The following is a 24,288-nucleotide window of genomic DNA, read 5'->3' as shown; positions in this document are numbered from 1 at the left end:
TACTCATGTTGCTCTTGCTACTCACTACCTATGACTGCTTCCTCCGGGACCATCCGTCCCAGTATCAAGCTGTCCAGGTCAAAGGGGGAGCTTCAGTTCCCGACGTCCTGTCTGTGCTCGACGGGCTCACCCACGAGCATGCCGACGCCCCCGCTTCGGACTCACTGGCCGTCGCGGACGCCGACCTCAACTCCGCCGTCCTGTCATGGATGATCGCGCGCCCCGACGGCATCCAGGCCGACAGACCCGATCACCGACGCGTCGGCATGCGCGACGTCCGTGCGATCAGAGAAGCAGCCGGGCTGTTCATGCAACTCGACTTCAAGTACGGCGGAGGCCACGGCCACAAGGCACTCCGCCACTACTTCCGCGAAGACGTGTTGCCGCTGCTGAACGCGAGCTACAGCGAGAAGGTCGGCACCTCGTTATTCGGCGCCGCCGCCGAGATCTCCCAGTTGCTCGCGTGGACCGCGTACGACGTCGGCAACCACCGACTCGCCCACCGCTACCTGACCTCAACACTGCGCCTGTCCCAGGTCATCGACGACCGCATGTTCGGCGCCCGCATCCTCGGCAACCTCAGCCACCAGGCCAACTACCTGGGCAACCACACCCAAGCCATCCAGCTTGCCCGCGCCGCAGTCGAGAGCGCCAAAGGCCGGGCCACCCCACGCGCCATGTCGAATTACTCGGCGATGGAAGCCCGCGCCCTGTCCAACGCGAACGACGCAATCGCGGCAGCCCGCGCGATGAAGGAGGCCGAGCGCCACTTCGGACGCGCCCACACAGCCGACGACCCGTCATGGCTTGGCTACTTCGACGAAGCAGAACTCATGGGCGAACTCTGCCACTGTTTCCGCGACCTCAAGATGCGCCGAGACTCTGTCGCCCAGGCCCAGCGTGCCGTGGACAGCACCGACCCCAAGTACGCCCGCACCCTGGGCTTCTGCCGCATGGTGCTCGCCCAAAGCCAGCTCCTCAACGGCGAGTTGGAAGCCGCCGTCACCACCGCGAGCCTCGCAGTCGACGGCGGCGATTCCCTCCAGTCCAACCGCTTCCAGCGCTACGTCACCGACTTCCAGACCGAAGTCAGCGTGCACGCCACGAACCCCACCGTGGCCGCCTTCAACGAGAAGGTGCGCGACGCGCTCAACCGCCTGGACGAGGACGACGAGTAGCCGCTACCAGGGCCGCCAGTCCCGAGGCCCATCGTCATCGCGCAGACCAGCGATACGCCGGCGGTACTCGGCCGCCGTCCCCTCGTCCTCCTGCACGTTCTGCATCAGCCACGTCGTCATACCGAACTCTTGAATGCCCCGCAGCGTCTCGTACCCGTCCCAGTCATACAGGTCACGCCCGTACGCGCCCACGAACTCGGCGTACTGCTCATCGGTCTGCCACCCAAGGCTGTAGTGCTCCACAGACGTGACCATCAGATCCCACTCCGGGTGGTCGTAGCAGAAGGCCTCGAAGTCGATCAGGATCACGCGCCCCTGATCGTCGACCATGAGGTTCTGCACATGAGCATCCCCATGCACCGGCCCCTTGGGTGTCTCGAACCTCAACTCGGCGTACTTGTATTGAAGTTCCTGCCACCGCTTCCGCAAGAAGACCTTGTCATCGTCCGGGATCACCGCCCGGTCCAGCCTCAACGCTTGCTTGTCAAAGGGGTCGAACACCGGCAACACAAGACCCTCCGGCACGGTCAGCGAGTGGAGATCCCGCAGGACCCCGCCCAACTCGCCATACGTCGCCTTGCGGTCACCCTCAAGGATCAGATGCCAAAAGGTCACGGGGTGGCCGTCGATCAAGAACGGCTGCTCCAGATCCTCGATGATCCGAGCAGACGGGAACCCCTCTCCGGCCAGCCACCGCGACACGGCCACTTCAGTGCGAGCCGTAGACAACCACTCTTCCCCCCGAGCCACGCGCGCGATCACCGGCACAGAAGTCAGCCGAAACAGCGCGTTCTCTCCGAGGCGGATCAGCTCCGCGCCTGTGTCATCGAGCCCTGCGGCCCGGCACGCAGCAGCCATCACCCGCGTAGCCCTTGCCGACGTGAACGCCTCTTCCGATCGAGCAGCGTCAACCGCCATGCCCGTACCAGCTCCCCTAGTCGCGCGCGATCAACCGGCACACGTCTACGGGTGACCAACCCGATATGCGCCAGACACGACTCTGACCGTAGCGGGGAAAGTGCCACGAAACGATGGCACGTGTCTCAAGGCCCATGTCGAACGGAACGAGCGCCACCAAAGTCGACGATGTCCTGGCGCTCTTCCCCCCAGGTGACAACACGGGGCGCCATGACAGCTGGGGTGAACGAGGCGACTCCGAAAGTCCAGGCGTCACTTGCTGAGGCCCTACCGTTGGGCATTCCTCCGACGTAGCATGTGATCAACGCGACACCGCATTGGGGGGATGCATGCTTGACGTCGACGACGCGCTACCCGCTGCACCCTTGAGAGGCGACCTCCCCAAGAAGCAGCGCATGGAGATGCTCCAAGACAGTTACCTGAGAGCGGTGGCTGCTGCTGCCGGGTGCACGATGGCGAAGCCTGAGCCCGACGATGGGATCGACTGGGTGATGAGCCACGCGTCGGAACTGCACGAAGCGGACTGCCAGATCGATCTCAAGATACAGCTCAAGAGCACCTGGACATCCGGACCCAACCCGGCTAACGGATTCATATCCGTCAACTTATCCAATAATCGACTCAAACTTCTCGCTCGCAAGAAGGTGACCGTTCACCGCATCTTGGTGGCAATGATTGTCCCCGAGGATATTGCTGCTTGGGTAGAAGCCACTCACGATATATTCAAGCTGCGCCACTGTGCTTACTGGCGCAGCGTTACCGGAGTTGAACCGTCTGGAGAGGACTACACGGCCGTCAGGGTTCCCACTGCGCGCATTTTTGATGATAAGGCGCTTTGCGGAATCATGGAGCGAATAGGGAAAGGCGGGACTCCGTGACCGCCCCGGACTTCGAGGAGATCGCTCACCACCTCACTGACCGGCAGTTAGCCCTGGCACTCCAGAGCAATGGGTGGCAAAAGTACGGGGGGCAGGAAGACCTATATAGCCGCTGGCGCCCCATCACACAGAATGGCGAGCAGGTTAGAGGGCTTCTCCTCCCTAGGGACACAGAGACCGACGACTATTTTGAACTATTGAGTCAAGCCGTTGCGCAAGCATGGAAAATTGGGGATGCCAGGATTCGGTCAATTCTGGAACGTGCCGCTACGGTACACTCCCTAGGCGACGAAGTTAAGTTTCACAAGGAAACGCAGGGTCACAGAGGGACCATTCCATGGAGCGCTGGCGAGGACCTACATGCCGGCGCACAGAAATCCATGGCAGTAGGGGCTAAGACACGTAAGTCGAAAGCCGCGTACTTCGGGAACGCTAATTCCTTCATCGCCAAGTCCTTCCTCGACTCCGTCCTCATGGGTCAAACAGAGGTGGGCAGCTACGTGATTACTGCGTACGTACCTCCCGAAGAGGTTTACACAGAGCGCAAAGTAAACCCTGGTGAAACAATTCCTTTGGTTGGGCGCCATACAGGCCGCGAGATCACCCTAGGCATGGTAGACGCCCTTTCGGCCGCCCGTGAATCAGTAGACCACTTCAATGCATCAGGGTCTACATATGGCTTCATTGAAAACGTCAGACGCGGTTTCTGCTATGAGCTAACTCAAGCTGTGCGTTCTCTAATCAGAGATTCCGAGGGTGCGGAAATTGAGGTAGAGCTAAACTCGGCTGACGATCTCTTCAGTGGTGCACCCGTTCAGAGGCACAAGCTTGAGTTTTCGCCATCCGACTATTCGGCTCTAGAAACAGCTGGCAATGTGTTTGCAGCCACTGCTGCGGCGGAGTATGTGACTGTGCTTGGAGCGGTGACTCAACTTGAACGCCCGAAGCCGGGAGAACCCGGAGTCGTTCGCCTTGATGTCTTCAGCGGTTCGAGGGGCAATAAAATGCGGGTCCGCCTTAAAGTAGAGGACTATGACTTGGCAGTAGATGCGCATAGGAATAACCTGGCCCTCAGAATCTCTGGGCGCCAAGAGGTGGAGGGTCGTTATTTTTGGCTCTACGATCCAGAGATCTTGGAACTCGTGCAAATTAGGCCGGCAACTTCCGGTGAGCCAGTAACTCCCGGAGAGCAAGAGCCTTTGTTCTAAACAGCAGCAGTTCGTCGCCGGATGCGACTCAGACAAAAGGCGGATTCGCAGACAACTACCAAACGGAAGGGATATCCGTTAGCCTGGCTCAATGCTTGAAGAGATGCCGTATGACGACATGACAGATGTTGAGTTCGAGGAGTTCTGCTTCGCGCTCCTTGAGGAGCTCGGGTTTGTAAACGTCGATTGGCGTAAGGGGACCGGGTTCAATGCCAGTCCGTCGGATCGCGGCCGAGACATCGTTGCAGAGCGGCAAATCGAGGAGTTTGACGGCTCACACTACGTTGAAAAGTGGTTCATCGACTGCAAACATTACAAGCAAGGAGTTCCACCTGAAAAGGTATCAGGGCTACTCAGCTGGGTCTCTGCGGAACGGGCAGACGTTGCGCTGGTGATTGCGAGCAACCATCTATCGAATCCCTGCAAAGACTATCTCAACGCATACCAACTAAATAATCGACCGCCGTTCCGAATTAAGCATTGGGAGCGACCCAATCTTCGAAAGCTCATTGAGGGCCGAGGGGAATTCCTATCTCGGATCGCACTCGCCAAACAGCGAAAGAATGATGCAGAATTCCAAGTCACTTTCGCACTAAACCCCTCACGGGCGCATGCTTCCCGTTTCAGGATGGCTTACGTAGAAACCTACTACCATCCCCTCTCGGCAAAACTCTTGTCCCTATTCCCTGAGGGGATTACATGGAAGAGTAGTATAGATGACGGCATTGACCTCAATCTGACTATCCGCCCTACAGAACAGCCCGAGGAAGAAGAGCAAATCGCCATCGCGTTGAAGCCATTCTCGTTGGGGACTGAAAATGTCGACTACATCCTAAAGCGATATGGTGCTCGACGCTTCGTCCCCCTGCTTGTTGTTGCGGCGGGGACACCTGAAGAGTATGCCGACGTGAAATTTATTGAGAGTGAAAGTGGCGGCGTCCGGATCGTTAAGTGGCGGGGTTCTACAGATGACATAAATCTAAAGACCGCCGTTGAGGCTTCACTGGCCGAGATTAGAGGATATCTACAGAGATAGCGATCTACGCCGAGGTGGCTTTCTCGAATATCCGCCACAAAATAGAGCCTTAAATGAGCGCACCCCGAGACGGCAGGACCACCCAAGACACTCATTTCCGTTGTCGGCATTCGCATCATGGTTGCCAGCGGAAACTTGAGAATGGTTATATGTTGACCGGCCTTCGGAAATCGCCAAATTCCTTAACCGGGTCGGAATCTTCATGATTTGTTCGCCATCGCTCTAGCTGCACTTTCACATCATCATGGATCAGGCAAACATCCTCAACAACTTGTTCGCAGATAGAGGTGTGGCCAACCTGGAATAGCTCCCTTACAAAACTCGAAGGAACCCATCTCCCGCCCATGACGGCTGACCTAGGAGCACCTGAGGAGACAGACATCATAGCTGCCCTGTAGCCAGCATACCAACGCTTGAATACACGCTTGAGGGATATAACTCGCGTCGTCTCGACATCGACAAGATGTACTAGATAGTCGCTTTCAACAAGATAGGAAACCAGCCGCTCGGCCTTCTCTCTCCCTTTGAGAGTTCCATCAATCACTACACTCTCACCTTGCCTAATCGAGAATTCGCGAATCTGCGAAGCCAGTGCACTTGACTCCTCATGGACTAGTGGCGCCAATTCGAGGGGATGCGCAGTTTCCAGCCCAGGGGGAATAAGAGATGAGTAGCTCCCATCTTCGATGGCTTGCCGAAGAAGCAAACTCTTAAACTTGTCGGGGTCAACAACACGCCAAGTACCACCCGGGTTCAGCCGGTCTCTCACGTCATTCTCGATGTGTGACTTTCCCGCACCAGGTGGGCCGGCCGTAACAATCGCAACTCTTGAACGGTCTATCAAGTCCGACTGCTGCAATTCTCGGGCCACGATCTCATTCTGGACCAGCCGTCTCTGTGGGAGTGCTATCGGCTCGTTTTCGACCCACGCGAACCATGCCGGATTATTAACGGTGGCGTATGGCGAGTTCTGCCTAAGGTGCCCTGCACGCAATGCGGCCTCTAGCTGCCTATAGCGGCGTGCAGCGTTAACATCTATGCGACCTGTCATGAGTCGCCCCATCCCTTGATGTACCAGATATCGACATGAGTTCGAGAACATGCCCATATATATCCATGTCGATCAATCCCAGAGTGAGAGCAATCTCAAGATCGTGAATCGTTCCTTTATTCCAGACCGGCGGATCATCTAGAATGCCAGAGTCATCACGAACGTGTGGCCGATAGGGCCATCTGGCTAGTCTCTTAGCAGTATCCTCTCGGTCAATCAACCCTTCTGCGTAGGCGTTTGCCACGTCAAGCGGCGTCTGAAAAGATTCCCCGTCCATTGACATTCCATAATACTGACCGAGTCGGACTTCTTCCGCATGGGTCAGATCGCCTGTAGCCTCCACAGCGGGTGAGTGAGTCACAATATCCTTGTCCAGTGCTACCTCTACAAGGCCTTGCCTAACCAGTGCTTTTTCAGCTGGCACAGCATTCTCATGTTCGTCATTAGTTCGTATGAAAACCCACTGGGCGTTGCCGTCCTCACTTGCAATCACCCTGTCGACCCAACCGATTTCTTCACTGTTCCGGTCGATCGCTTCTTTTCCTCTTAGGCTTTCAGGATCGACTTCCATGAGCATTCCGTTCTACAACGCGCGGGAAGTGCGGAGACCGACAGGCTCAACGCACGCTGCACCACTACATGTAAGGGTAAGACTCTGTCGTTTCGCCCGCATCTTCACCACTGAGCAATCAGCTTCTTCTAGGTGGCCACCGATCAGGTGACGGTCCGCGAAGCGCAACGAGCGAGGCCCCGAGCTGTTGATCGAGATGTCTGACGTCTCAACCACGCTGCTCGGGGACCTCGTTGGTCGTCGACCCTGCTGCAATCGACCTGCCTCATGCGCTCAGGGGTTGGGTCACCATGCTCGTCGTCACCCGTGAGGGGAGACTGCCGCTGCAAACTCCCGTCCTAGCGCGCCATGGTGGCGCTAATTCACCTGCACGAACGCACCATCCGGACGAAGACCGCTGCCGAGTTCGGAATCAGCAAGTCCACCACCCACGTCTTCAACTGGCCGTCCGGCGGTACTTGCGGACCGCGAGCGTGCGGAAGACGACGATGATCAGGACTGAGTAGATCAGCGACGCCCACACCGGGTGCTGCATCGGCCAGGCGTCGGACGGAGACAGGCCTGGGTCGCCGAAGAGCTTGCGGCACGCCTGGACGGTCGCGCTGAACGGGTTCCACTCGGCGATGTGGCGCAGCCAGGGCGTCATCTTGCTGGAGTCCACGAAGGCGTTCGAGATGAACGTCACCGGGAAGAGCCAGATGAGGCCGCCGGAGGTGGCCGCCTCCGGAGTGCGCACCGACAGGCCGATCAGCGCGCCGATCCACGTGAAGGCGTATCCCAGAAGAAGCAGTAGGCCGAAGCCGCCCAGGATCTTCCCGAAGTTGGTCGGATCCACAGAACCGGGGCGCCAACCCACGATCAACGCGACGATCGCGAGGACAAGGAGCGTCAAGGCCGTCTGCGCGAGATCCGCGACGGTACGCCCGGTGAGCACCGCGCCGCGCGCCATGGGCAGCGAGCGGAAGCGGTCGATGAGGCCCTTGTGCATGTCGTCGGCTATGCCGGCCCCGGAGCTGGCGGTGGCGAACGTGACGGTCTGCGCGAAGATGCCGGCCATCAGGAAGTTCTTGTAGACGTCCAGGTTCGTGCTGTTGCCGATCTGCATCGAGCCGCCGAACACGTAGGTGAACAGCACCACGAACATGATGGGCTGGATCAGCCCAAACAGGATCATTTCAGGAATCCTGGTCATCCGAATCAAGTTCCTGCGGGCCATGACCAGGGAGTCGTTCACAGCGCTCACTTGACCTGCTCCTTCAAGGCGTTGGGCCGCCGGTCTCGGTTGCACGGCGAGGTGCAATCTGACCAATACGCGCGAACAGGATTCGGAATCCGGCTCATGCGGATCAGATTGCGCTTGGCGACGACCAGGGAGTCGTGCACGGACTGGCCGAGGGCACTGCTGGGTGCCGCGACCGGCGCGGCATCGGTGACGGCACTCACTTCGCGGCCTCCTTCTTGTGCTTGCGGTCCTTGGGGTCGGTGTCCGTGCCGTTCTCCTCCGCCTTCTCCTCCGCCAAGTGGCCTGTCAGGGACAGGAACACGTCGTCGAGGGTGGGGCGGCGCAGGCCGATGTCGTCGATCTCGATGCCGCGGGAGTCGAGCTCGCGGATGACCTCGGCGAGGAGCTTCGCGCCGCCGGTGACGGGCACGGTGAGCTTGCGGGTGTGCTCCTCGACGGTGGTGTCGCCCTTGCCGAAGCCGCGCAACACCTCCGAGGCGATCGCGATGTGGTCGCGCTCGTGCACGACGACCTCGACGCGCTCGCCGCCGGTGCGGGCCTTGAGCTGGTCGGAGGTGCCGCGGGCGATGACACGGCCGTGGTCGACCACCGCGATGTCGTGCGCGAGATGGTCTGCCTCCTCCAGATACTGGGTGGTCAGCAGGAGTGTCGTACCGCCGGAGACGAGCTGTTTGATGACCTCCCACAGCATCTGGCGGTTGCGCGGGTCGAGGCCGGTGGTCGGCTCGTCCATGAACATCACGGGCGGGGAGACGACGAGCGCCGCCGCCAGGTCGAGCCGGCGGCGCATGCCTCCGGAGTACGTCTTGGCCGTACGGTCGGCGGCGTCCGCGAGGTTGAACTGGTCGAGCAGTTGGTCGGCCCGGGCCTTCGCGGCCTTGGCCTTCATCTGGTAGAGCTCGCCGACCATCTGGAGGTTCTCCCGGCCGGTCAGGTATTCGTCGACCGCGGCGAACTGGCCGGAGAGGCCGATGGAGCGCCGTACCTCGTTGGGCTGCTTGAGCACGTCGAGGCCGGCGACGATCAGCTTGCCGCTGTCGGGGCGCAGCAGAGTGGTCAGACAGCGGACGGCGGTCGTCTTGCCCGCGCCGTTGGGCCCGAGGAGGCCCAGCACGGTGCCCTCGGGGACATCGAGGTCGACGCCGTCCAGAGCTTTCACATCGCCGAAGGTTTTCACCAGGCCTTCGGCATAGATGGCGCCTGGCATATCAGTCTCCACGTCGTCGGGGATTCTTTGAAAAGCCTAGGTATGTGTCTTTTGTTCTACCCGTGGGAGCGGCATGCTTCTGCCGTGGGCGACACGAGACACACCATAACGCGATGTATCGCGTCTCTCAACAGATTTTCTCGAACGAGTGACGGGACGGGTGACGAACGGGTTCTGACCTCAGTCCATGCGTGCTCCGAACTCAGTCGATGACGGTGTAGCCCGCTTCGCGCAGGGCGTGGCCGACCTCGGCGCAGTGCACCGGCCCCTTCGTCTCCAGATGCAGCTCGACCTCCACCTCCGTGAGCCCGAGCCGCGGATCGGTCCGGACGTGGCTCACATCGAGGACGTTAGCGTCGACCACTGACAACACCCCGAGAAGCGTCGCGAGGGCGCCCGGCCGGTCCGTCAGCCGGAGCGTCACGGCCAGGTAGCGGCCCTGCGCGGACATGCCGTGGCGCAGGATGCGCTGAAGCAGCAGCGGGTCGACGTTCCCGCCGGACAGCAGCGCGACGACCGGTCCCTCGAAGCCCCGCGGATCGCTCAGCAGCGCCGCGACCGGGCTGGCGCCGGCCGGTTCGACGACCAGCTTGGCCCGTTCCAGGCAGAGCAGCAGCGCGGCGGACAGTTCGTTCTCACTGACCGTGCGGACCTCGTCCACCAGATCGGCGACGATCCCGAACGGCACGTCACCGGGGCGCCCGACCTTGATGCCGTCGGCCATCGTCGCCGGGTTCTGGATCGACACCGGCCGGCCGGCCGCCAGCGAGGGCGGGAACGCGGCCGCGCCCGCCGCCTGGACGCCCACGATCCGCACGTCGGGCCGCAGGGCCTTCACGGCGACCGCGACACCGGCCGCGAGTCCGCCGCCGCCGATGCCGACGACGATCGTGCGCACCTCGGGGCACTGGTCCAGGATCTCCAGGCCCACCGTGCCCTGGCCCGCGATGATGTCGGGGTGGTCGAAGGGGTGGATGAACACCGCGCCCGTCTCATGGGCGTACTCCTGCGCGGCGGCCAGCGTCTCGTCGACCACGTGGCCGTGCAGGCGCACCTCCGCGCCGTACTCCTTGGTGGCGCTGATCTTCGGCAGGGGCGCGCCCTTGGGCATGAACACCGTGGAGCGCACGCCGAGGAGCGCGGAGGCGAGGGCAACGCCCTGGGCGTGGTTGCCGGCGCTCGCGGCGACGACACCTGCGGCGCGCTCCTCCGGGAGCAGTCCGGCGATCCGGACGTAGGCGCCGCGGAGCTTGAACGAGCCGGTCCGCTGGAGGTTCTCGCACTTGAAGTGCACCGGCGAGCCGACGAGCTGGGTCAGGTGCCTGCTGCCTTCCATCCCGGTCACCCGCGCCACGCCCATGAGCATCTTCTGGGCACCGCGCACATCGTCGAGGGTGACGGGTCGCAAGGAGTCAGCCGTGCTGTAGCTCATGACTCAAGCATCGCAGTTCACAGGGGCGCGTCTCGGCTGTGACCAAGCTCCGAGACTGGTTTGCGCAGCGCCGGTACGGGCCGCCTTCCATCCGCGTACCCTGTCCCCCAACCCAGCACCCCCTTCATGAAGCGAGCCTCCGGCCATGCCCACAACACCTGAAATGTCGATGGACATGACGACCGTCGGTGAATCCGGTCTCCTCGACACGCTGCAGCACGAGGTGGCGGTCTTCGCGCGCCGTGCCGAACAGACCCGGCTCGGCGGAGTCGGACAGGTGCGCAACTCCATGGACCGCGCCGCGTATCTGCTGCTCAACCGCCTGGACAAGGAAGGTCCGATGGGCGTGAAGGCGCTCGCGGCGAGCATGGGGATCGACTCCTCGACGGTCACCCGGCAGGTGGCCCCGCTCGTCGACACCGGGCTCGTCAAGCGCACCTCGCACCCCGAGGACGGCCGCGCGGTGGTGCTGCAACTGTCCCCGCGCGGGCAGTCGCGACTGGAGGAAGTGCGGTCGTCCAGGCGTCAGTTGATGGACGAGCTGACCCACGACTGGGCGCCGGAGGAGCGCGAGGTGTTCTGCGCGCTCCTCACGCGCTTCAACAGCGCCCTCTCCGCGCGGATGGCGGTTCCCGGCGGCGAGACGCCGTCGGCTTCCTGAAGGACGCGGTTTCCGAAGAACGCGGGCACGCGCGTGTGATGCCCGACTCCCGCCTTTCGTACCGAACTCTTGACCTCACGACGGCCCTGGCCTCATATGAAACCGGGTCCTTCAGGGGGAGGCGGCGCGGTGCGAGAACGGCAGACGTCACAAGGCGCCCGCCGTGCCCGGGAGTTCGAGGCGTTCGTCGCGGGCGCGGCAGGGCGGCTGCTGCATGCCGCCACGCTGCTGACCGCGGAGGACCGGAACGACAACCCGCGCGCGCGGCGGCTGTTGACGCTGTCCCTGGCGCACACGTACGCGTGCTGGGACCGGCTGCGCGGCGAGGACCCGTACGACCGCGCCCGTCAGTCCCTGGCCACCCGCTTCGCGCGTACGGCCTGGCACCAGTACGGCGGACTCGGCCGGGCCCGGCCCCACCCCGACAGTCCGCTGGGCGCCCTGTCGCCCCAGGAGCGGCTGATCATCGTCCTCAGGTTGTACGAGGGGGTGGCCGAGGAACAGGCCGCGGCGCTGCTCGGCCTCTCCACGGAACGGGTCCGGGCGATCTGCGGGCGGGCGACGACGGCACTGCTGCATCCGCCGCGCGGTCCGGCACCCAAGGTGACCGGCGCCGAGGTGGTGCCGTCATGAGTCCGACGAGGCCCCGGGACGGGGGTGCGCGCGCGTGAACAGGCCCGAGCGGGAGGCGACCGTACGGCAGATCATGGAGCGGACTCCGCCGCAGGTGCCGCCCGAGCTGTACGCGGAGGTCGTGCGTCGCGGCGGCCGGATGCTGCGCCGCCGCAGGGCCGCCCGGCGGCTGATGTGGCTGCTGCTGTGGGCGGCGGTCGTGACGTTCACCGTGTGGGCGCTGATGGCCCACCCCTGGGTGGAGCCGCCGTCGGAGACGACTCCACCGCTGACGGGTTGGTGAGGGCCCCGGACGGGCCCCTGTCCGTCGGCTAGCCCAGCGCCTGCTGCAGGTCCTCCAGGAGGTCCTGCACGTTCTCGATGCCCACGGAGAGGCGGACGAGGTCGCCGGGGACCTCCAGGGCCGAACCGACCACGGACGCGTGCGTCATGCGTCCCGGGTGCTCGATCAGCGACTCGACGCCGCCCAGGGACTCGCCGAGCGTGAACACCTTGGCGCGGTTGCAGACCTCGACGGCCGCCTCCTCGCCGCCCTCGACCTGGAAGGAGATCATGCCGCCGAAGGCCCGCATCTGCTTGGCGGCGACCTCGTGACCGGGGTGCTCCGGGAGGCCCGGGTAGAGAACGCGCGTCACGCGTGCGTGCCGGGTGAGCATGTCGGCGACCTTGGTGGCGTTCTCGCTGTGCCGGTCCATGCGCACCGACAGCGTCTTGGCGCCGCGCAGCACCAGCCAGGAGTCGAAGGGCCCGGCGACCGCGCCCATCGCGTTCTGGTGGTACGCCAGTTCCTCGCCGAGTGTCTCGTCGGCCGCGATCAGCGCGCCGCCGACCACGTCCGAGTGACCGCCCATGTACTTGGTCAGGGAGTGCACGACGACATCGGCGCCGAGGGCCAGCGGCTGCTGGAGGTAGGGCGTCGCGAAGGTGTTGTCGACGACGAGCCTCGCGCCCGCGTCCCGGGCGATCTGCGCGACGGCGGCGATGTCGGTGATGCCGAGCAGCGGGTTCGAGGGGGTCTCGACCCAGACGACCTTGGTCTTCGGGGTGATCGCGGCCCGTACGGCCGCCGGGTCGCTGGTGTCGGCGACCGACCACTCGACGCCCCACCGGGAGACGACCTTCGCGAACAGCCGGAACGTGCCGCCGTACGCGTCGTTCGGGATGACGACGTGGTCGCCGGGGCTGAGCAGCGTACGCAACAGGCAGTCCTCGGCCGCCAGTCCGGACGCGAACGCGAGGCCGCGGCGGCCGCCCTCCAGGGCGGCGAGGTTCTCTTCCAGGGCGGTCCTGGTGGGATTGGCGCTACGGCTGTACTCGTAGCCGCCGCGCAGACCGCCGACGCCGTCCTGCTTGTAGGTCGAGACCTGGTAGATCGGCGGGACGACCGCGCCGGTGAGGGGATCGGCGGTGTTGCCCGCGTGGATCGCGAGGGTCTCGAAGTGCTGACTGATGTGCCTGTCGCTCATGAGCCCCGAGCGTAGTGCGCCTACGGGCGTGACGACGATCCGGAGGTTCTCCACAGGGCCGCGCGGCGCGGTGGCCGTGGTTTTCCACAGGGTCGCGGGGTGAGACGACGGTGGTTTTCCACAGGGCGGTGGGCCGGGTTGGCCAATTGTCGGACGCGTCTGGTTCGCTTGACGCATGGAGATTCTCTGGGTCCTGATGGCGCTGCTCATGATGGGCTTCGTGCTGATCCCGTTCCTGCGGCGCAGGCGCGGGATGATCGAGCAGGTCTCGCCGGGCCATCCGGACGCCGCGGACCCGGCGACCTACGGCTTCGTGCGCGAGGAGGAGCTGGACATCCGCATGCCCGGCCCCGACCAGGACCTGCTGGACGTCCTCGACCTGGTGCAGCGCACGCAGGACTACCGCGCGGCGATGCAGTTGCTGGCCGGCACCGAGATCACGGGCGAGCTGCGCTGGCAGCGCGTGCAGGCCTTCGCGGGCGCCGCGTCGCTGGAGCTGCAGCAGCGGCCCGGCGGGGTCAGCGAGACACCGGGCGGGCAGTGGCTGCGCGTGTGGCGGCTTGAGCACCCGAAGGACGCGGGCGGCGCGGCCGTGCACGCGGAGTTCCTGGTGCAGCAGGCGTGGCGTACCGCGACGCGGGGGACGGACGAGTTCCGGATCATCATGGAGGAGGCGCGGGACGCCTGCGGCCAGGCGGCGCTGCTCTCCCCCGGTGACCCGGTCCCGTACATCGTCGAGTTGTCGGTGGCCCGCGGACTGACGTATCCGCAGCCGGAGTTCGAGCAGGTGTGGCTGAGGATCCTGGACCGCGCGCCGGCCCACATGGGGGCACATCTGGCGGCCCTGCACTACTGGTGCGAGAAGTGGCACGGCTCGCGCGAACTGGCGAACTCGTTCGCGGAGGCCGCCGCCGCGCGGGCCCCGCAGGGTTCCCTGCTCGCCGCGATGCCGCTCTTCGCGGTCTTCGAGCACCTCCCCGAGGTGAACCTGGTCAGCAGCTTCTACCGGAGCGAGGTCGTGGAGAAGGCGATCCACGGCGCGCTGTTCGCCGTCCACGCGGCCCGCCCCGACGACCCGATGCTGGCGCACGTCCGCCATCTCCTGGTGTTCTTCCTGGTCCGCGCGGAACGCTGGTCCGAGGCGATGAACCAGCTCATACACATCGACGGCCACGTCGGGGCGCTGCCCTGGACCCTGTCCGCGGACCCGGCGGCCGAGTTCGCGGTCTACCGGGCGCTGGCGGTCGCGGGGTACGAGGCGAACGGAGGGAGTCCGGCGAGCCTGCCGCACTGAGGGCGGGCCGGGGTGGGGCGGGCGTGCCGGGCGCGGTGGCAGCCGACGGTCGTACTCGGAAGCGAGGACGGTCGTACTCGGAGCCGAGGGCGGTCGTCCTCGGAAGCGAGGCGGAATTCTCGGGAGCTGCCGCCCGTTCAGCAGGTGCGGACCCTCGTTGCGGCCCGATTGGAGATCGTATGTTCCTGCACAGTCGTACGCCCCAACTCCCCTCACCGGAACAGGCTTTGCAGGGTCGGCCGCAGCCGGTGTTCACGGCCTCCGATCGCCACACCGTTCTCGGCACCCCCCTGCTCGGCCCCTACCCCGGGCATCTGGAGATCGCCGACTTCGGACTGGGCTGCTTCTGGGGTGCGGAGCGGATGTTCTGGAAGCTCCCGGTGGGCGTGTGGACGACGCTGGTCGGCTACCAGGGCGGCTACACCGAGAACCCCACCTACGAGGAGGTCTGCTCGGGCCTGACCGGTCACACGGAGGCGGTCCGCGTGGTCTACGACCCGAAGCTGATCTCGTACGACAGGCTGCTGAAGACGTTCTGGGAGGCCCACAACCCGACGCAGGGCTTCCGCCAGGGCAACGACGTGGGCACGCAGTACCGTTCGGCGATCCACACCCACACACCCGGCCAGGCAGTCGCGGCGGAAGCCTCCCGCGCCGCCTACCAGCAGGTCCTCACGAGTTCGCGCTTCGGCACGATCAGCACGGAGATACTCCCGGCGCAGGGGCGGGTGTTCTACCCGGCCGAGCGGTACCACCAGCAGTACCTCGACAAGAATCCGGCGGGCTACTGCGGGATCGGCGGGACGGGGGTCAAGCTGGGTGACCCGGTGGGGACGAATGGGGGGACGTCCTGCCCGACGGGTCTCACGCCGGCTCCCACGGACGACTGATCCGCGAAAGCGGCCCGGCACGTACGGCCCTGCATGTACGGCTCGGGTTCCGCGCTTCGGCCGCGAGCCCGCTAGGTCTGCGAGGGCCCGTCGCCGTGTCCGTCCGGCGGCGGCCCGACGGACACGGCGAGATACCGGAACTCACCCCCTGCTCCGTCCAGTTGGGAGTACGGCTTCCAGTCGAGCGGATACGCGCCTCGCAATGTGCACGTGTTCGGCTCGTAGGCGCCCTCGGCCCAGAGCAGCGTGCCGCTGAGCTCACGCCCCTGGTGGATCCTGAACTCTCGGTCCCGGGTCTGTCCGCGGCCGTCGCCGGGTGGAGTCCACAGGGATGCGTCGTTGGTCACCATGATGGCAAGGCCGTTCTGGTCGGACCGGCGGCAGAAGCGCTCCAGCCTGACCATGTCCCGCACGAAGTACAGGCGAGCGAGGTCCGTGGCGGCATGCCCCTTCAAGGTGTAGTCCTCGGCGGGAGTGCCCACCGTGCCCGTCCACCGTCGGGTGAAGTACTTGAACTCGATCGCGGTTCGAACCGACGGGCCGATGCACAGAAGGTCCAGGTGTTCGGTGCGGCCCTCTGCCCGCTGCGGCACCTCGAGCCTGGAGTGCACATCCGACGACAGTTCCCAAAGGGCCCGCGCGAAGCTGTGCTGAAGATCGGCTTCGGAGTGGAAGACCGGCCTGTGCCTGCCCAGTTGCGCGATGACGTCGTCGAGTGGGACGCGTCCGCCGACAGTCCCGCTGCCGTCCGTCGATGCCATGACCACGGCACCATCCAAGTGGCTGCCCGGACGGATTTTCAAGTGGCAGCGCCATCGCTCTGTTGCTCGGGGTGCCGCGGCCGGGAACGCGCGGCGGCGGTCCCGCGACGACGTTTCCTCCTCGCCCCGAGAGCCGGCCGAAGCGACGGACCGGTCCGACATGAGAACCTTCCTGCACTTGACCAGCCTGCACGCGAGGGAGTCCGTCAGCCGACCTTCCGGCACGTGGGTCGGTCGACGGGCTACGGCAGTTCAGGCTCGCCGGGACGGGGTAACGGGCAAGCAGGACCGAGGCAGCGGGGAGCCAGCGCCGTAGGACCGGCCATCCACACGGCGCCGCGGCCGGCGTTCCCCGGCACAGCGAACGGCAAGAGAAAATCAGTGGCCGCCCGAACCGGCCGACCCCACGCTGTACGCCATGGAAGAACCGCAACACAGGATCCGCGCGGCCTACTCGGAATCCACGATCACCGTCTACCAGGCGTACTCCCCCGAGATCGGCCTGCCCGCTGTCCGCGACGGCCGTTTCCCGACCGCATGGAAGCGGGACCGGATGACATGGATCAAGCCGTCGTTCCTGTGGATGATGTACCGCTGTGGCTGGGGCACCAAGACCGGGCAAGAGACCGTCCTCGCCGTCGAGATCAGCCGTGACGGCTTCGAGTGGGCGCTGCGCAATGCGTGTCTGTCGAGTTACGTCCGCGGGGTGCACCCCGACCGAGCCACCTGGCAGCGTCAGTTGAGGCGCGCGCCCACCCGAGTTCAGTGGGACCCGGAGCGGGACCTGCGCCTCCAGCCCCTGCCGTACCGATCCCTGCAACTGGGTCTCTCCGGTGAGGCTGCACGGCGTTACGCGGACGAGTGGACTGTCTCCATCCGCGACGTGACCCCGCTCACCCACAGTCTCCACGCCCGCGTCAGCCGTGGTGAGTTGGACTCCGCCGTGCGACTGTTGCCCCAGGAACTCCCTTATCCCGCCGGAGAGGAACATCTTGCCCACCTCCTGGAATAACGGGCCGGCCCACCCGACAGCCGACCCCGGCCGACGGGTCACATGGCAGCACAGGCTCGCCGGGACCGGGGTCTCCTGCCCGATCGACGTGGCGCCGGCCGATGGCTGACGGCTCCGCTCCCACCGCGCAGCAGGCGTTCACGTCGTTGATGCGCGCACGGATCGCACCCGGTCTGCGCGCGCTCGGTTTCAAGGGTTCGGGGCAGACGTACGAACTGCCCCACCTGGAGACCTGGGCCCTCATCGGCTTCCAGAAGTCCGCGCACAACACGGCGGGGCGCGTCGAGTTCACGCTCAACGTGACCGTGGCCGACAAACTCGGCTGGGCCCGGGCCCGCAGGAGCCAGCCGCATCTGCCCGCCCGCCCCAGCCCGAACACCGTCTACGGCCCCGCCGCCTGGCACAGCCGCATAGGCCGGCTCCTCCCCGCGAACCGCGACACCTGGTGGACCATCTCGGTCACGACCGACCCCGAGCCGGTCGCCCGGGGGGTCATCGCCGCGGTGACGGAGTACGCGCTGCCGGCGATTCGGGAGCGGCGCCGTCCATGAGCGGTGAGCCGCCGAGGTCCCGAGGTGACACACGACCCGAGGTGACACACGAGCGGTGTCTTCCGAGCGGCGAACAGGGGCGGAACGGGTGAGTCCGGGCACCGCGCCGACACCGCTCGCGGCGCTGTGGCGGGAGCGGCGGCCGTCGGGTCCGCCCGTCGCGCACACGTTCCGCCAGACGTACGCGGACCGCTGGGTGCGCTTCCACAGCCTCCCCGGGTCGAAGCGGTATCCGGAAGGCGAGGACGAGTACGCGATCCTGCTGCACCGGTACAACACCGTGCTCGACGAGTTGTTCGCGGGCGCGGAGGTGTTCGTGGTGACCGTGGACTGGTCGACGACTCTCACCGGGCCCGCCGTCCGGCCGGAACCGCGCCGATCACTGCACCCCGGTGGCGTCCTCTGGTGGACCGAGTCGCACGACGACGACCCCGACCCGGAGTTCCACACCCACAGCCGCCTCTACGCCGACCGGCGCCCCTGGCGACACGGTTGCGTCGACGGACCGCTGCGCGCCGTCGCGGACGACACACTCGCCGAACTGTTCGTCATCGACACCGAGTTGCGCCGCATCCACGCCCCCTACGACGGCGGGGCGGACGTCATCCTCACCACGCCCGCGGAACGGGACCGCCTTCGCGCGAAGCACACCGACTGGCTGTCCCGCTGTCCGTCCGGCCTCTGACGCGACGCACAGGTGCCGTACCCGTAACCCGGCGCGGGCGGGCTACGCTCCCGTGTCGTGCAGGAGACACGTCTCGACACCGCTCGGATCCGGGCGGCTCGCCACGTCATCGACCCGGTCTTCCTCGACTCCCCGCTGTACCGCTGCGAGGCGCTGGAGCCGGGTCTCGGATGTGCGGTGAGCATCAAGCTCGAAACGGCGAACCCGGTCCGCAGTTTCAAGGCCCGCGGCACCGAGGTCATCGCGAGCCTGCTCGCCGAGCGCGGTCAGCGGGCCGTGGTGTGCGCGAGCGCGGGCAACCTCGGCCAGGCCCTCGCCTGGTCCGGTCGCGGCCGGGGGCTCGACGTGACGGTCGTGGCGTCCCGCTTCGCGACGGTGGCCAAGCTCGACCGCATCCGCGCGTTGGGGGCGGGGCTGGAGCTGGTGGACGGTGACCACGAGCTGGCGCGCGAGCGGGCGGCGGCCATAGCGCGCCACGACGGCGTCCGGCTCGTCGAGGACAGCCTGGACCTGGAGACCTGCGAGGGGGCGGCGACCATCGGCCTGGAGCTGGTGGAAGCGCGGGAATCGTGTGAACCGGTGCAACTGGCGGGCGCCGCCCCGCCGTTCGACGTCGTCCTGGTCGCTCTCGGCGGCGGGGCGCTGGCCACCGGCGTCGGTCATGTGCTGAAGGCCCTGGCACCCGGCGTCGAGGTGATCTGCGTCCAGCCGTTGGGCGCGCCCGCGCTGACGCGCTCGTGGCATCGGCGGCGCGTCGTCACCACCGACTCGACCGACACCATCGCCGACGGTGTCGCCGGCCGGTACCCCATCCCCGCCGTCCTGGACGATCTCCTCCTGGTCGCCGACGACGCCGTCCTGGTCCGGGAGGCGTCGATCATCGCCGGTATGCGGATGCTCTTCGACCACGCGGGCCTCGTCGTCGAACCGTCGGCCGCGCTCGGCATCGCGGCGATCCTCGAGGACCGGGACCGTTTCGCCGGGCGGCATGTGGTCACCATCGTGTGCGGCAGCAATGTCGACGGGGACGCCTATCGCCGCTGGGTCGACGCGTGCCCCCTCCCCGCCGTACGGAAGGGAGAGGTCCGAAAGGGAGAGGTCCCGAAGTGAGAGGTCCGAAAGGGAGGGGTCCGGAAGTGAGAGGTCCGGAAGTGAGATCCGCCGGACCCGTCCCCGTGCACCGATCCCCTCACGCCGAGCCATGTCAAGCATTTCGACCCCCTTCGGAAAGCCCCGCACCCACCCCCTCCCCGCCCTACGCTCCCGCACATGCTGATTCGTCGCGCACTACGGATGATCACCGTGCTCGCTGTGGCCCTCGCCGGAGCGGTCGGGGGTGGGGTGGGAACGGCGCAGGCCGAGGGGAGTCGGGCCTCGGGCGGCTCGCACGAGCGGGAGTTGTTGTTCTACAACCACTCCTACGGCGTCTTCGACCGGGAGACCGCCGACGCCATCGAACACTCCGACTATCTGCGGGAGTTCGCCAACTTCCAGGTCCGCACCACGACGGGAACCGGTGGGGAGACCTGGACCGGCCGCTATCTGATGGGCCGCGAGACCTACCTGGAGTTGTTCGGAGTCGGTGACGTCCCGGGGCAGGACGGCACGCTCGGTTCCGCCGGACTGGGTCTGTCGACCGAGCGGGCGGGGGACCTGGCGACGGTCACCGCGCGGTTGAAGGACGAGGGAGTCACAGACCCCGTCGATTTTCTGCAGACCCGGGACTTCGGTGACGGCGTGCCCGTGCCATGGTTCGACGCCGTGCTCACCACGACCGCGTACGACGCCTTCGGAGCCTGGGCGATGGAGTACCGGCCGGAGTACTTCGCCGATCCCCGCGGCAACACCGAGCCGCCGAGCTTTCCCGGTGACGTCGGCCGGGAGCGCTACCTCTCCGACGACTACCGCACCCACCTGATGCGCGACGTCACCGCGATCCACCTCGCGGTCACCGAGGGCGACCTCGCCGACACGGTGCCGTTGCTGCGGGCCGGCGGGTTCACCGTCCGGACCGTGGCGGGCGGGGGCGTCGTCGCGGTGGGTGGCGGCACCACCATCCGGTTCGACGTCGTGCCGCGCGCGGAGGCGGGGTTGCAGCGGGTCGAGCTGTCACTGAACCGGCCCGTGAAGGACCGGCACGTGGAGCGGCTCGGTCACTCGACCCTCACCGTCGGCCCCGGCACCCGCGCCGTGTGGACGTTCGCGAAGAACGGCACCAGCTAGCCACAGCATGCCGGGACCCGCGCCGTCAGCCCTCCGCGCGTGCCGGCAGCTTCCATCCCGGGCGGGGGAAGTGGCAGGTGTACCCGTCCGGGTACCGCTGGAGGTAGTCCTGGTGCTCCGGCTCGGCCTCCCAGAAGGGGCCCACCGGCTCCACCTCGGTGACGACCTTGCCGGGCCACAGCCCGGAGGCGTCCACGTCGGCGATCGTGTCCTCGGCGACGCGCTTCTGCTCGTCGTCGACGTAGTAGATCGCCGAGCGGTAGCTGAGGCCGATGTCGTTGCCCTGGCGGTTCTTGGTGCTCGGGTCGTGGATCTGGAAGAAGAACTCCAGGAGCGCGCGGTAGTCGGTCTGCTCCGGGTCGTAGAGGATCTCGATGGCCTCCGCGTGCGTCCCGTGGTTACGGTACGTCGCGTTCGGCACGTCTCCCCCGGTGTAGCCGACCCGGGTCGCCGTCACACCCGGGAGTCGGCGGGCCAGCTCCTCCACCCCCCAGAAGCATCCGCCCGCCAGCACGGCCCTCTGCGTCTGCGCAGCCATTGCGACCCTCCAATTTTCCGTCAGCTGTCCATCAGCTCGATCACTCGGGCAATTCGGTCACCCGGCTCGTACCGCACCGGTGTCCCTGCCCAGTGTGCTCAACGTTCGAGGGCTCCGTGCGATTCCGCGACCGACCTGCTGTTACGCGACAGCCCCCTACGCCGGCGCCCGGAAGCCGCCGATCCTCTCCTCCAGCAGTTCGGCGAGCCGCAGCGGGGTGCGGTCCTCGAACATCGGGCCGACGATCTGCACTCCCACCGGCAGCCCCTCGGGCGAGAGGCCGACCGGTACGGCGGTGGCGGGCAGGCCGGGCATCGTGGCCAGACCGGCCCACACGAGCTGGTCGAGGTACGGATGATCCACGCCGTCGATGTCGAGCCGGCGTGCCGTCGGATCGGGGTCGTGGTCGTGCGGGAACGCGGGAGTGGGCGTCACCGGACACACCACGGCGTCGTACGCGGCGAAGAGCTGCCGCCAGCCGTGACGATGGACCTCGCGACGGTTGTTCGCCTCGATCCAGTCGCGGTGGCTGAACAGCGTGCCGCGCAGCCGTGCCACGTCGAGACCGCGGTCGTCCGCGCTCCGTCCGGCGGCGCGGGTGCGCAACTGCTCGTACGCCTCGGCGGGAAACCCCGCGGCGAAGCCCGAGAACAGCAGCTCCGTGTAGAGCAGGGCGGCTTCGGTCAGGTCGGGCAGCAGCCGAGTGTGCCGTTCGACCCGGGCCCCGCCGTCGGCGAGCGCGTCGGCCACCCGGTGCACGGCCGCCCGCACAGCGGACCCGGTCGGCAGCAGCGGATGCTCGTCAAGGACCAGGACCCGGACGTCGCGGAGCCGCTCGTGGCGCGCGGGCGGCAGCGTCAGGCCGTACGCCACACCGAAGGTCAGCGGGTCGGGTCCGGCCATGACGTCGAGCAGGAGGGTGAGGTCGCGGGCCGTGCGTGCCATCGGTCCGACGACGGCGAGGTCGGGTTCGGCCGGGAACGCCGGCGCGGTCGGCGGGACCATGCCACGGTTCGCCGCCAGCCCGAGCGTCGGCTTGTGCGCGTGGACACCGCAGAAGTGCGCGGGGGTGCGCAGCGAACCCCCGATGTCCGATCCGATGGACAGCGCGCCGAATCCCGCCGCGAGGGCCGCCGCCGATCCGCCGGAGGAGCCGCCCGCCGTACGACCGTGATCCCAGGGGTTGTTGGTGGTGCCGTAGATCTCGTTGAAGGTCTGCACATCCTGCAGCCCCAACGGCACATTGGTCTTGCCGAGCACCACCGCGCCGGCGTCCTTGAGCCGTGCCACCTGCACCGCGTCCTCGGCCGGCAGATAGCCGCGATGCTGCGGCATGCCCCAGGTCGTGGGCAGCCCGGCGATGTCGTACGACTCCTTGACCGTGACCGGGATGCCGAGCAGCGGCCGGTCCTCGCCGCGGGCACGTGCCTGGTCGGCGGCGCGCGCGGCGGCCCGCGCACGGTCGAAGTCGGGTACGCAGATCGCGTTGATCGCCTTGTCGTGCCGCTCGATCCGGGTGATCGCCTCGTCGGTCAGTTCCACCGAGCTCACCTCACCGGCGCGCAGGGCGGCGGCGAGTTCTCCGGCGGTCGGAAAGTTCCACGGATCCCGCTCCATGAGTTCCATGATTCCGACCGTACCGACCACTCGGGAGAGCCATGAAATGCCGTTTCGCGCAACGGAGTTGACCCGCCTGACGACCCGCCTGACGTTCCGTCCTCAATACCGCGCCGCACTCGCCACCAACGGCGGATACACCGCACTGGCCACCCCGTCCACCGTCGCTCCCGCGTACTTGAGCATGTCGCCGACCTGTCGGTTGAGGTCGTAGGGGAAGTTGAGGGTCGGTGTGGACACCTCGTCGAGCGTGGCGGTCCGGGCCGGGGTGAGGTGCAGGTCCAGGGCCGCGAGGTTGGCTTCGAGATGGGCCAGGGTGCGGGGGCCGATGAGGGTGGAGGTGACGCCCGGACGGGACTGGACCCAGGACAGGGCTACGGCGGCGGAGGTCGCCCCGGTCTGCTCCGCGACCTCGGCCACGGCGTCGATCACCTTGAACTGGGCGTCAGTTGGGGCGCCGAGGATCGCGGAGCGCTTGGTGCCGGCGGGAGTTGAGCGGTCGCGGGTGTATTTCCCGGACAGATAGCCGCTCTTGAGGGGGCTCCAGGGCAGGACGCCCATCCCGGCGTCCTGGGCCAGCGGGATCAACTCGCCCTCGATGGTGCGCTCCAGGAGCGAGTACTCCAACTGGAGGGCGGTGACCGGGGTCCAGTCGCGCAGCAGTGCCGTCGTGTGGGCCTTCGCGGTGAACCAGGCCGGGGTGTCGGAGAAGCCGACGTAGCGGATCTTGCCCGCCGTCACCAGGTCGTCCAGGGTGCGCAGGGTTTCCTCGACCGGGGTGGAACGGTCGTGGTTGTGCAGCCAGTACAGGTCGACGTAGTCGGTGCGGAGGCGGCGCAGCGAGTCCTCCAGCTGGCCGATGATCGCCTTGCGGCCGGCGCCGCCGCCGTTGGGGTCGCCGAGGTGGAGGTTGCCGTAGAACTTGGTGGCCAGGACGAGTCGGTCGCGCAGGCCGGGGTGGGCGGCGAGGAAGTCGCCCAGGATGGCCTCCGAGTGGCCGTTCGTGTAGAAGTTCGCGGTGTCGACGAAGTTGCCGCCGCGGTCGAGGTAGGTGCGGAGAATCCGCTCCGACTCCTCGACACCGCAGCCGAAGCCGCCGTCCTCGCCGAAGTTCATCGCCCCGAGGCAGAAGGGGCTCACCTTGAGGCCGCTGCGGCCGAGACCGACGTACGAGTCGAGTGCCATGAAATGCTCCTGTGAGGAGGTGGGTGGAAAACCGACTCCTCAAGGACACC

25 protein-coding genes and 1 pseudogene are annotated in these 24,288 nt (G+C 66.3%); 14 read left to right on the top strand and 12 right to left on the bottom strand.

Annotated elements, in window-relative coordinates:
• Nucleotides 1–92: 92 nt before the first annotated feature.
• Nucleotides 93–1,178: pseudogene (locus ACIRRY_RS42430) on the top strand (sporulation protein); the annotation flags it as partial.
• Nucleotides 1,179–1,181: 3 nt separating this feature from the next.
• Here the strand turns inward: ACIRRY_RS42430 and ACIRRY_RS42425 are convergent.
• A complete protein-coding gene (locus ACIRRY_RS42425) occupies nt 1,182–2,096 on the bottom strand; it encodes a phosphotransferase enzyme family protein (protein ID WP_403984065.1) in 915 nt (304 codons plus the stop codon).
• A 329-nt stretch (nt 2,097–2,425) separates the two neighbouring features.
• On the opposite strand from ACIRRY_RS42425, the gene ACIRRY_RS42420 reads away from it, so the two are divergent.
• The 3 genes from ACIRRY_RS42420 to ACIRRY_RS42410 all read left to right on the top strand — a co-directional run bounded on the left by ACIRRY_RS42420 (nt 2,426) and on the right by ACIRRY_RS42410 (nt 5,218).
• Nucleotides 2,426–2,974, top strand: a complete 549-nt coding sequence (locus ACIRRY_RS42420; protein WP_403984063.1) for a DUF4365 domain-containing protein — start codon at nt 2,426–2,428, stop codon at nt 2,972–2,974.
• Nucleotides 2,971–4,182 carry a hypothetical protein gene (locus ACIRRY_RS42415; protein WP_403984061.1) on the top strand — a complete coding sequence of 404 codons (1,212 nt, stop codon included), beginning with the start codon at nt 2,971–2,973 and terminating at the stop codon, nt 4,180–4,182. Before ACIRRY_RS42420 ends, ACIRRY_RS42415 begins: the two co-directional genes overlap by 4 nt.
• 91 nt (nt 4,183–4,273) lie before the next feature.
• On the top strand, nt 4,274–5,218 hold the full coding sequence (locus ACIRRY_RS42410; protein ID WP_403984059.1) for a restriction endonuclease: 945 nt from the start codon (nt 4,274–4,276) through the stop codon (nt 5,216–5,218).
• A 145-nt stretch (nt 5,219–5,363) separates the two neighbouring features.
• Here the strand turns inward: ACIRRY_RS42410 and ACIRRY_RS42405 are convergent, their stop codons facing one another.
• The 6 genes from ACIRRY_RS42405 to ilvA form a co-directional block, all read right to left on the bottom strand.
• Nucleotides 5,364–6,269: a zeta toxin family protein gene (locus ACIRRY_RS42405; protein ID WP_403984057.1), complete on the bottom strand. Its 906-nt coding sequence runs from the start codon at nt 6,267–6,269 to the stop codon at nt 5,364–5,366.
• Nucleotides 6,247–6,840, bottom strand: a complete 594-nt coding sequence (locus tag ACIRRY_RS42400) for a hypothetical protein (protein WP_403984055.1) — start codon at nt 6,838–6,840, stop codon at nt 6,247–6,249. The genes ACIRRY_RS42405 and ACIRRY_RS42400 overlap by 23 nt, the downstream gene beginning before the upstream one ends.
• 436 nt (nt 6,841–7,276) lie before the next feature.
• The gene (locus ACIRRY_RS42395) at nt 7,277–8,056 is read right to left on the bottom strand and encodes an ABC transporter permease (protein ID WP_403984106.1); all 780 of its coding nucleotides are present in this window, start codon (nt 8,054–8,056) and stop codon (nt 7,277–7,279) included.
• 23 nt (nt 8,057–8,079) lie between these two features.
• A complete protein-coding gene (locus ACIRRY_RS42390) occupies nt 8,080–8,283 on the bottom strand; it encodes an integral membrane transport protein (RefSeq protein WP_403984053.1) in 204 nt (67 codons plus the stop codon).
• The gene (locus ACIRRY_RS42385) at nt 8,280–9,290 is read right to left on the bottom strand and encodes an ATP-binding cassette domain-containing protein (protein ID WP_403984051.1); all 1,011 of its coding nucleotides are present in this window, start codon (nt 9,288–9,290) and stop codon (nt 8,280–8,282) included. Before ACIRRY_RS42385 ends, ACIRRY_RS42390 begins: the two co-directional genes overlap by 4 nt.
• A gap of 202 nt (nt 9,291–9,492) precedes the next feature.
• Nucleotides 9,493–10,722: a threonine ammonia-lyase gene (gene ilvA, locus ACIRRY_RS42380; RefSeq protein ID WP_403984049.1), complete on the bottom strand. Its 1,230-nt coding sequence runs from the start codon at nt 10,720–10,722 to the stop codon at nt 9,493–9,495.
• Nucleotides 10,723–10,885: 163 nt separating this feature from the next.
• Between ilvA and ACIRRY_RS42375 the strand changes: the two genes are divergently transcribed.
• The 3 genes from ACIRRY_RS42375 (at nt 10,886) to ACIRRY_RS42365 (ending at nt 12,299) form a co-directional block, all read left to right on the top strand.
• Nucleotides 10,886–11,383: a MarR family transcriptional regulator gene (locus ACIRRY_RS42375; RefSeq protein WP_329256413.1), complete on the top strand. Its 498-nt coding sequence runs from the start codon at nt 10,886–10,888 to the stop codon at nt 11,381–11,383.
• Nucleotides 11,384–11,512: 129 nt separating this feature from the next.
• Nucleotides 11,513–12,016, top strand: coding sequence for a sigma factor-like helix-turn-helix DNA-binding protein (locus tag ACIRRY_RS42370; protein ID WP_403984047.1), 504 nt, complete (start codon nt 11,513–11,515; stop codon nt 12,014–12,016).
• Nucleotides 12,017–12,050: 34 nt separating this feature from the next.
• Nucleotides 12,051–12,299, top strand: coding sequence for a hypothetical protein (locus ACIRRY_RS42365; protein ID WP_403984045.1), 249 nt, complete (start codon nt 12,051–12,053; stop codon nt 12,297–12,299).
• Between the two features lie 28 nt (nt 12,300–12,327).
• On the opposite strand, the gene ACIRRY_RS42360 is transcribed toward ACIRRY_RS42365, so the two are convergent.
• Nucleotides 12,328–13,482, bottom strand: a complete 1,155-nt coding sequence (locus tag ACIRRY_RS42360; RefSeq protein ID WP_403984043.1) for a cystathionine gamma-synthase — start codon at nt 13,480–13,482, stop codon at nt 12,328–12,330.
• Between the two features lie 175 nt (nt 13,483–13,657).
• On the opposite strand from ACIRRY_RS42360, the gene ACIRRY_RS42355 reads away from it, so the two are divergent.
• Nucleotides 13,658–14,776 (top strand): hypothetical protein, encoded by a 1,119-nt coding sequence (locus ACIRRY_RS42355; RefSeq protein ID WP_403984041.1) that lies wholly within the window; start codon nt 13,658–13,660, stop codon nt 14,774–14,776.
• Between the two features lie 179 nt (nt 14,777–14,955).
• Nucleotides 14,956–15,666 carry a peptide-methionine (S)-S-oxide reductase MsrA gene (gene msrA, locus ACIRRY_RS42350; protein ID WP_403984039.1) on the top strand — a complete coding sequence of 237 codons (711 nt, stop codon included), beginning with the start codon at nt 14,956–14,958 and terminating at the stop codon, nt 15,664–15,666.
• 71 nt (nt 15,667–15,737) lie between these two features.
• On the opposite strand, the gene ACIRRY_RS42345 is transcribed toward msrA (ACIRRY_RS42350), so the two are convergent.
• Nucleotides 15,738–16,427, bottom strand: coding sequence for a hypothetical protein (locus ACIRRY_RS42345; protein ID WP_403984037.1), 690 nt, complete (start codon nt 16,425–16,427; stop codon nt 15,738–15,740).
• 418 nt (nt 16,428–16,845) lie between these two features.
• Here ACIRRY_RS42345 and ACIRRY_RS42340 point away from each other — a divergent pair, with 418 nt between their 5' ends.
• From ACIRRY_RS42340 to ACIRRY_RS42320, 5 genes are all read left to right on the top strand, one after another.
• Nucleotides 16,846–17,439, top strand: coding sequence for a DUF4291 domain-containing protein (locus ACIRRY_RS42340; RefSeq protein ID WP_403984035.1), 594 nt, complete (start codon nt 16,846–16,848; stop codon nt 17,437–17,439).
• 101 nt (nt 17,440–17,540) lie between these two features.
• Nucleotides 17,541–17,990 carry a DUF4304 domain-containing protein gene (locus tag ACIRRY_RS42335; protein ID WP_403984033.1) on the top strand — a complete coding sequence of 150 codons (450 nt, stop codon included), beginning with the start codon at nt 17,541–17,543 and terminating at the stop codon, nt 17,988–17,990.
• An 88-nt stretch (nt 17,991–18,078) separates the two neighbouring features.
• Entirely contained in the window at nt 18,079–18,675 is a 597-nt protein-coding gene (locus ACIRRY_RS42330; RefSeq protein WP_403984031.1) for a hypothetical protein, read from the top strand.
• Between the two features lie 57 nt (nt 18,676–18,732).
• A complete protein-coding gene (locus tag ACIRRY_RS42325) occupies nt 18,733–19,785 on the top strand; it encodes a threonine/serine dehydratase (RefSeq protein ID WP_403984029.1) in 1,053 nt (350 codons plus the stop codon).
• 183 nt (nt 19,786–19,968) lie between these two features.
• The gene (locus tag ACIRRY_RS42320) at nt 19,969–20,898 is read left to right on the top strand and encodes a DUF5829 family protein (protein WP_403984104.1); all 930 of its coding nucleotides are present in this window, start codon (nt 19,969–19,971) and stop codon (nt 20,896–20,898) included.
• Nucleotides 20,899–20,923: 25 nt separating this feature from the next.
• Here ACIRRY_RS42320 and msrA (ACIRRY_RS42315) read toward each other — a convergent pair whose 3' ends face one another.
• The 3 genes from msrA (ACIRRY_RS42315) to ACIRRY_RS42305 all read right to left on the bottom strand — a co-directional run bounded on the left by msrA (ACIRRY_RS42315) (nt 20,924) and on the right by ACIRRY_RS42305 (nt 24,238).
• Entirely contained in the window at nt 20,924–21,436 is a 513-nt protein-coding gene (gene msrA / locus ACIRRY_RS42315; protein ID WP_403984027.1) for a peptide-methionine (S)-S-oxide reductase MsrA, read from the bottom strand.
• Nucleotides 21,437–21,592: 156 nt separating this feature from the next.
• The gene (locus ACIRRY_RS42310) at nt 21,593–23,053 is read right to left on the bottom strand and encodes an amidase (protein WP_403984102.1); all 1,461 of its coding nucleotides are present in this window, start codon (nt 23,051–23,053) and stop codon (nt 21,593–21,595) included.
• A 102-nt stretch (nt 23,054–23,155) separates the two neighbouring features.
• The gene (locus tag ACIRRY_RS42305) at nt 23,156–24,238 is read right to left on the bottom strand and encodes an aldo/keto reductase (protein ID WP_403984025.1); all 1,083 of its coding nucleotides are present in this window, start codon (nt 24,236–24,238) and stop codon (nt 23,156–23,158) included.
• Nucleotides 24,239–24,288: the final 50 nt, after the last annotated feature.

Origin of the sequence: Streptomyces sp. NPDC101776 (genome assembly GCF_044766845.1) — a bacterium.
Lineage (GTDB): Bacteria > Actinomycetota > Actinomycetes > Streptomycetales > Streptomycetaceae > Streptomyces.
The sequence above is the reverse complement of the archived record's forward strand: the minus strand, read 5'-3'. Positions and strand labels throughout refer to the sequence as shown.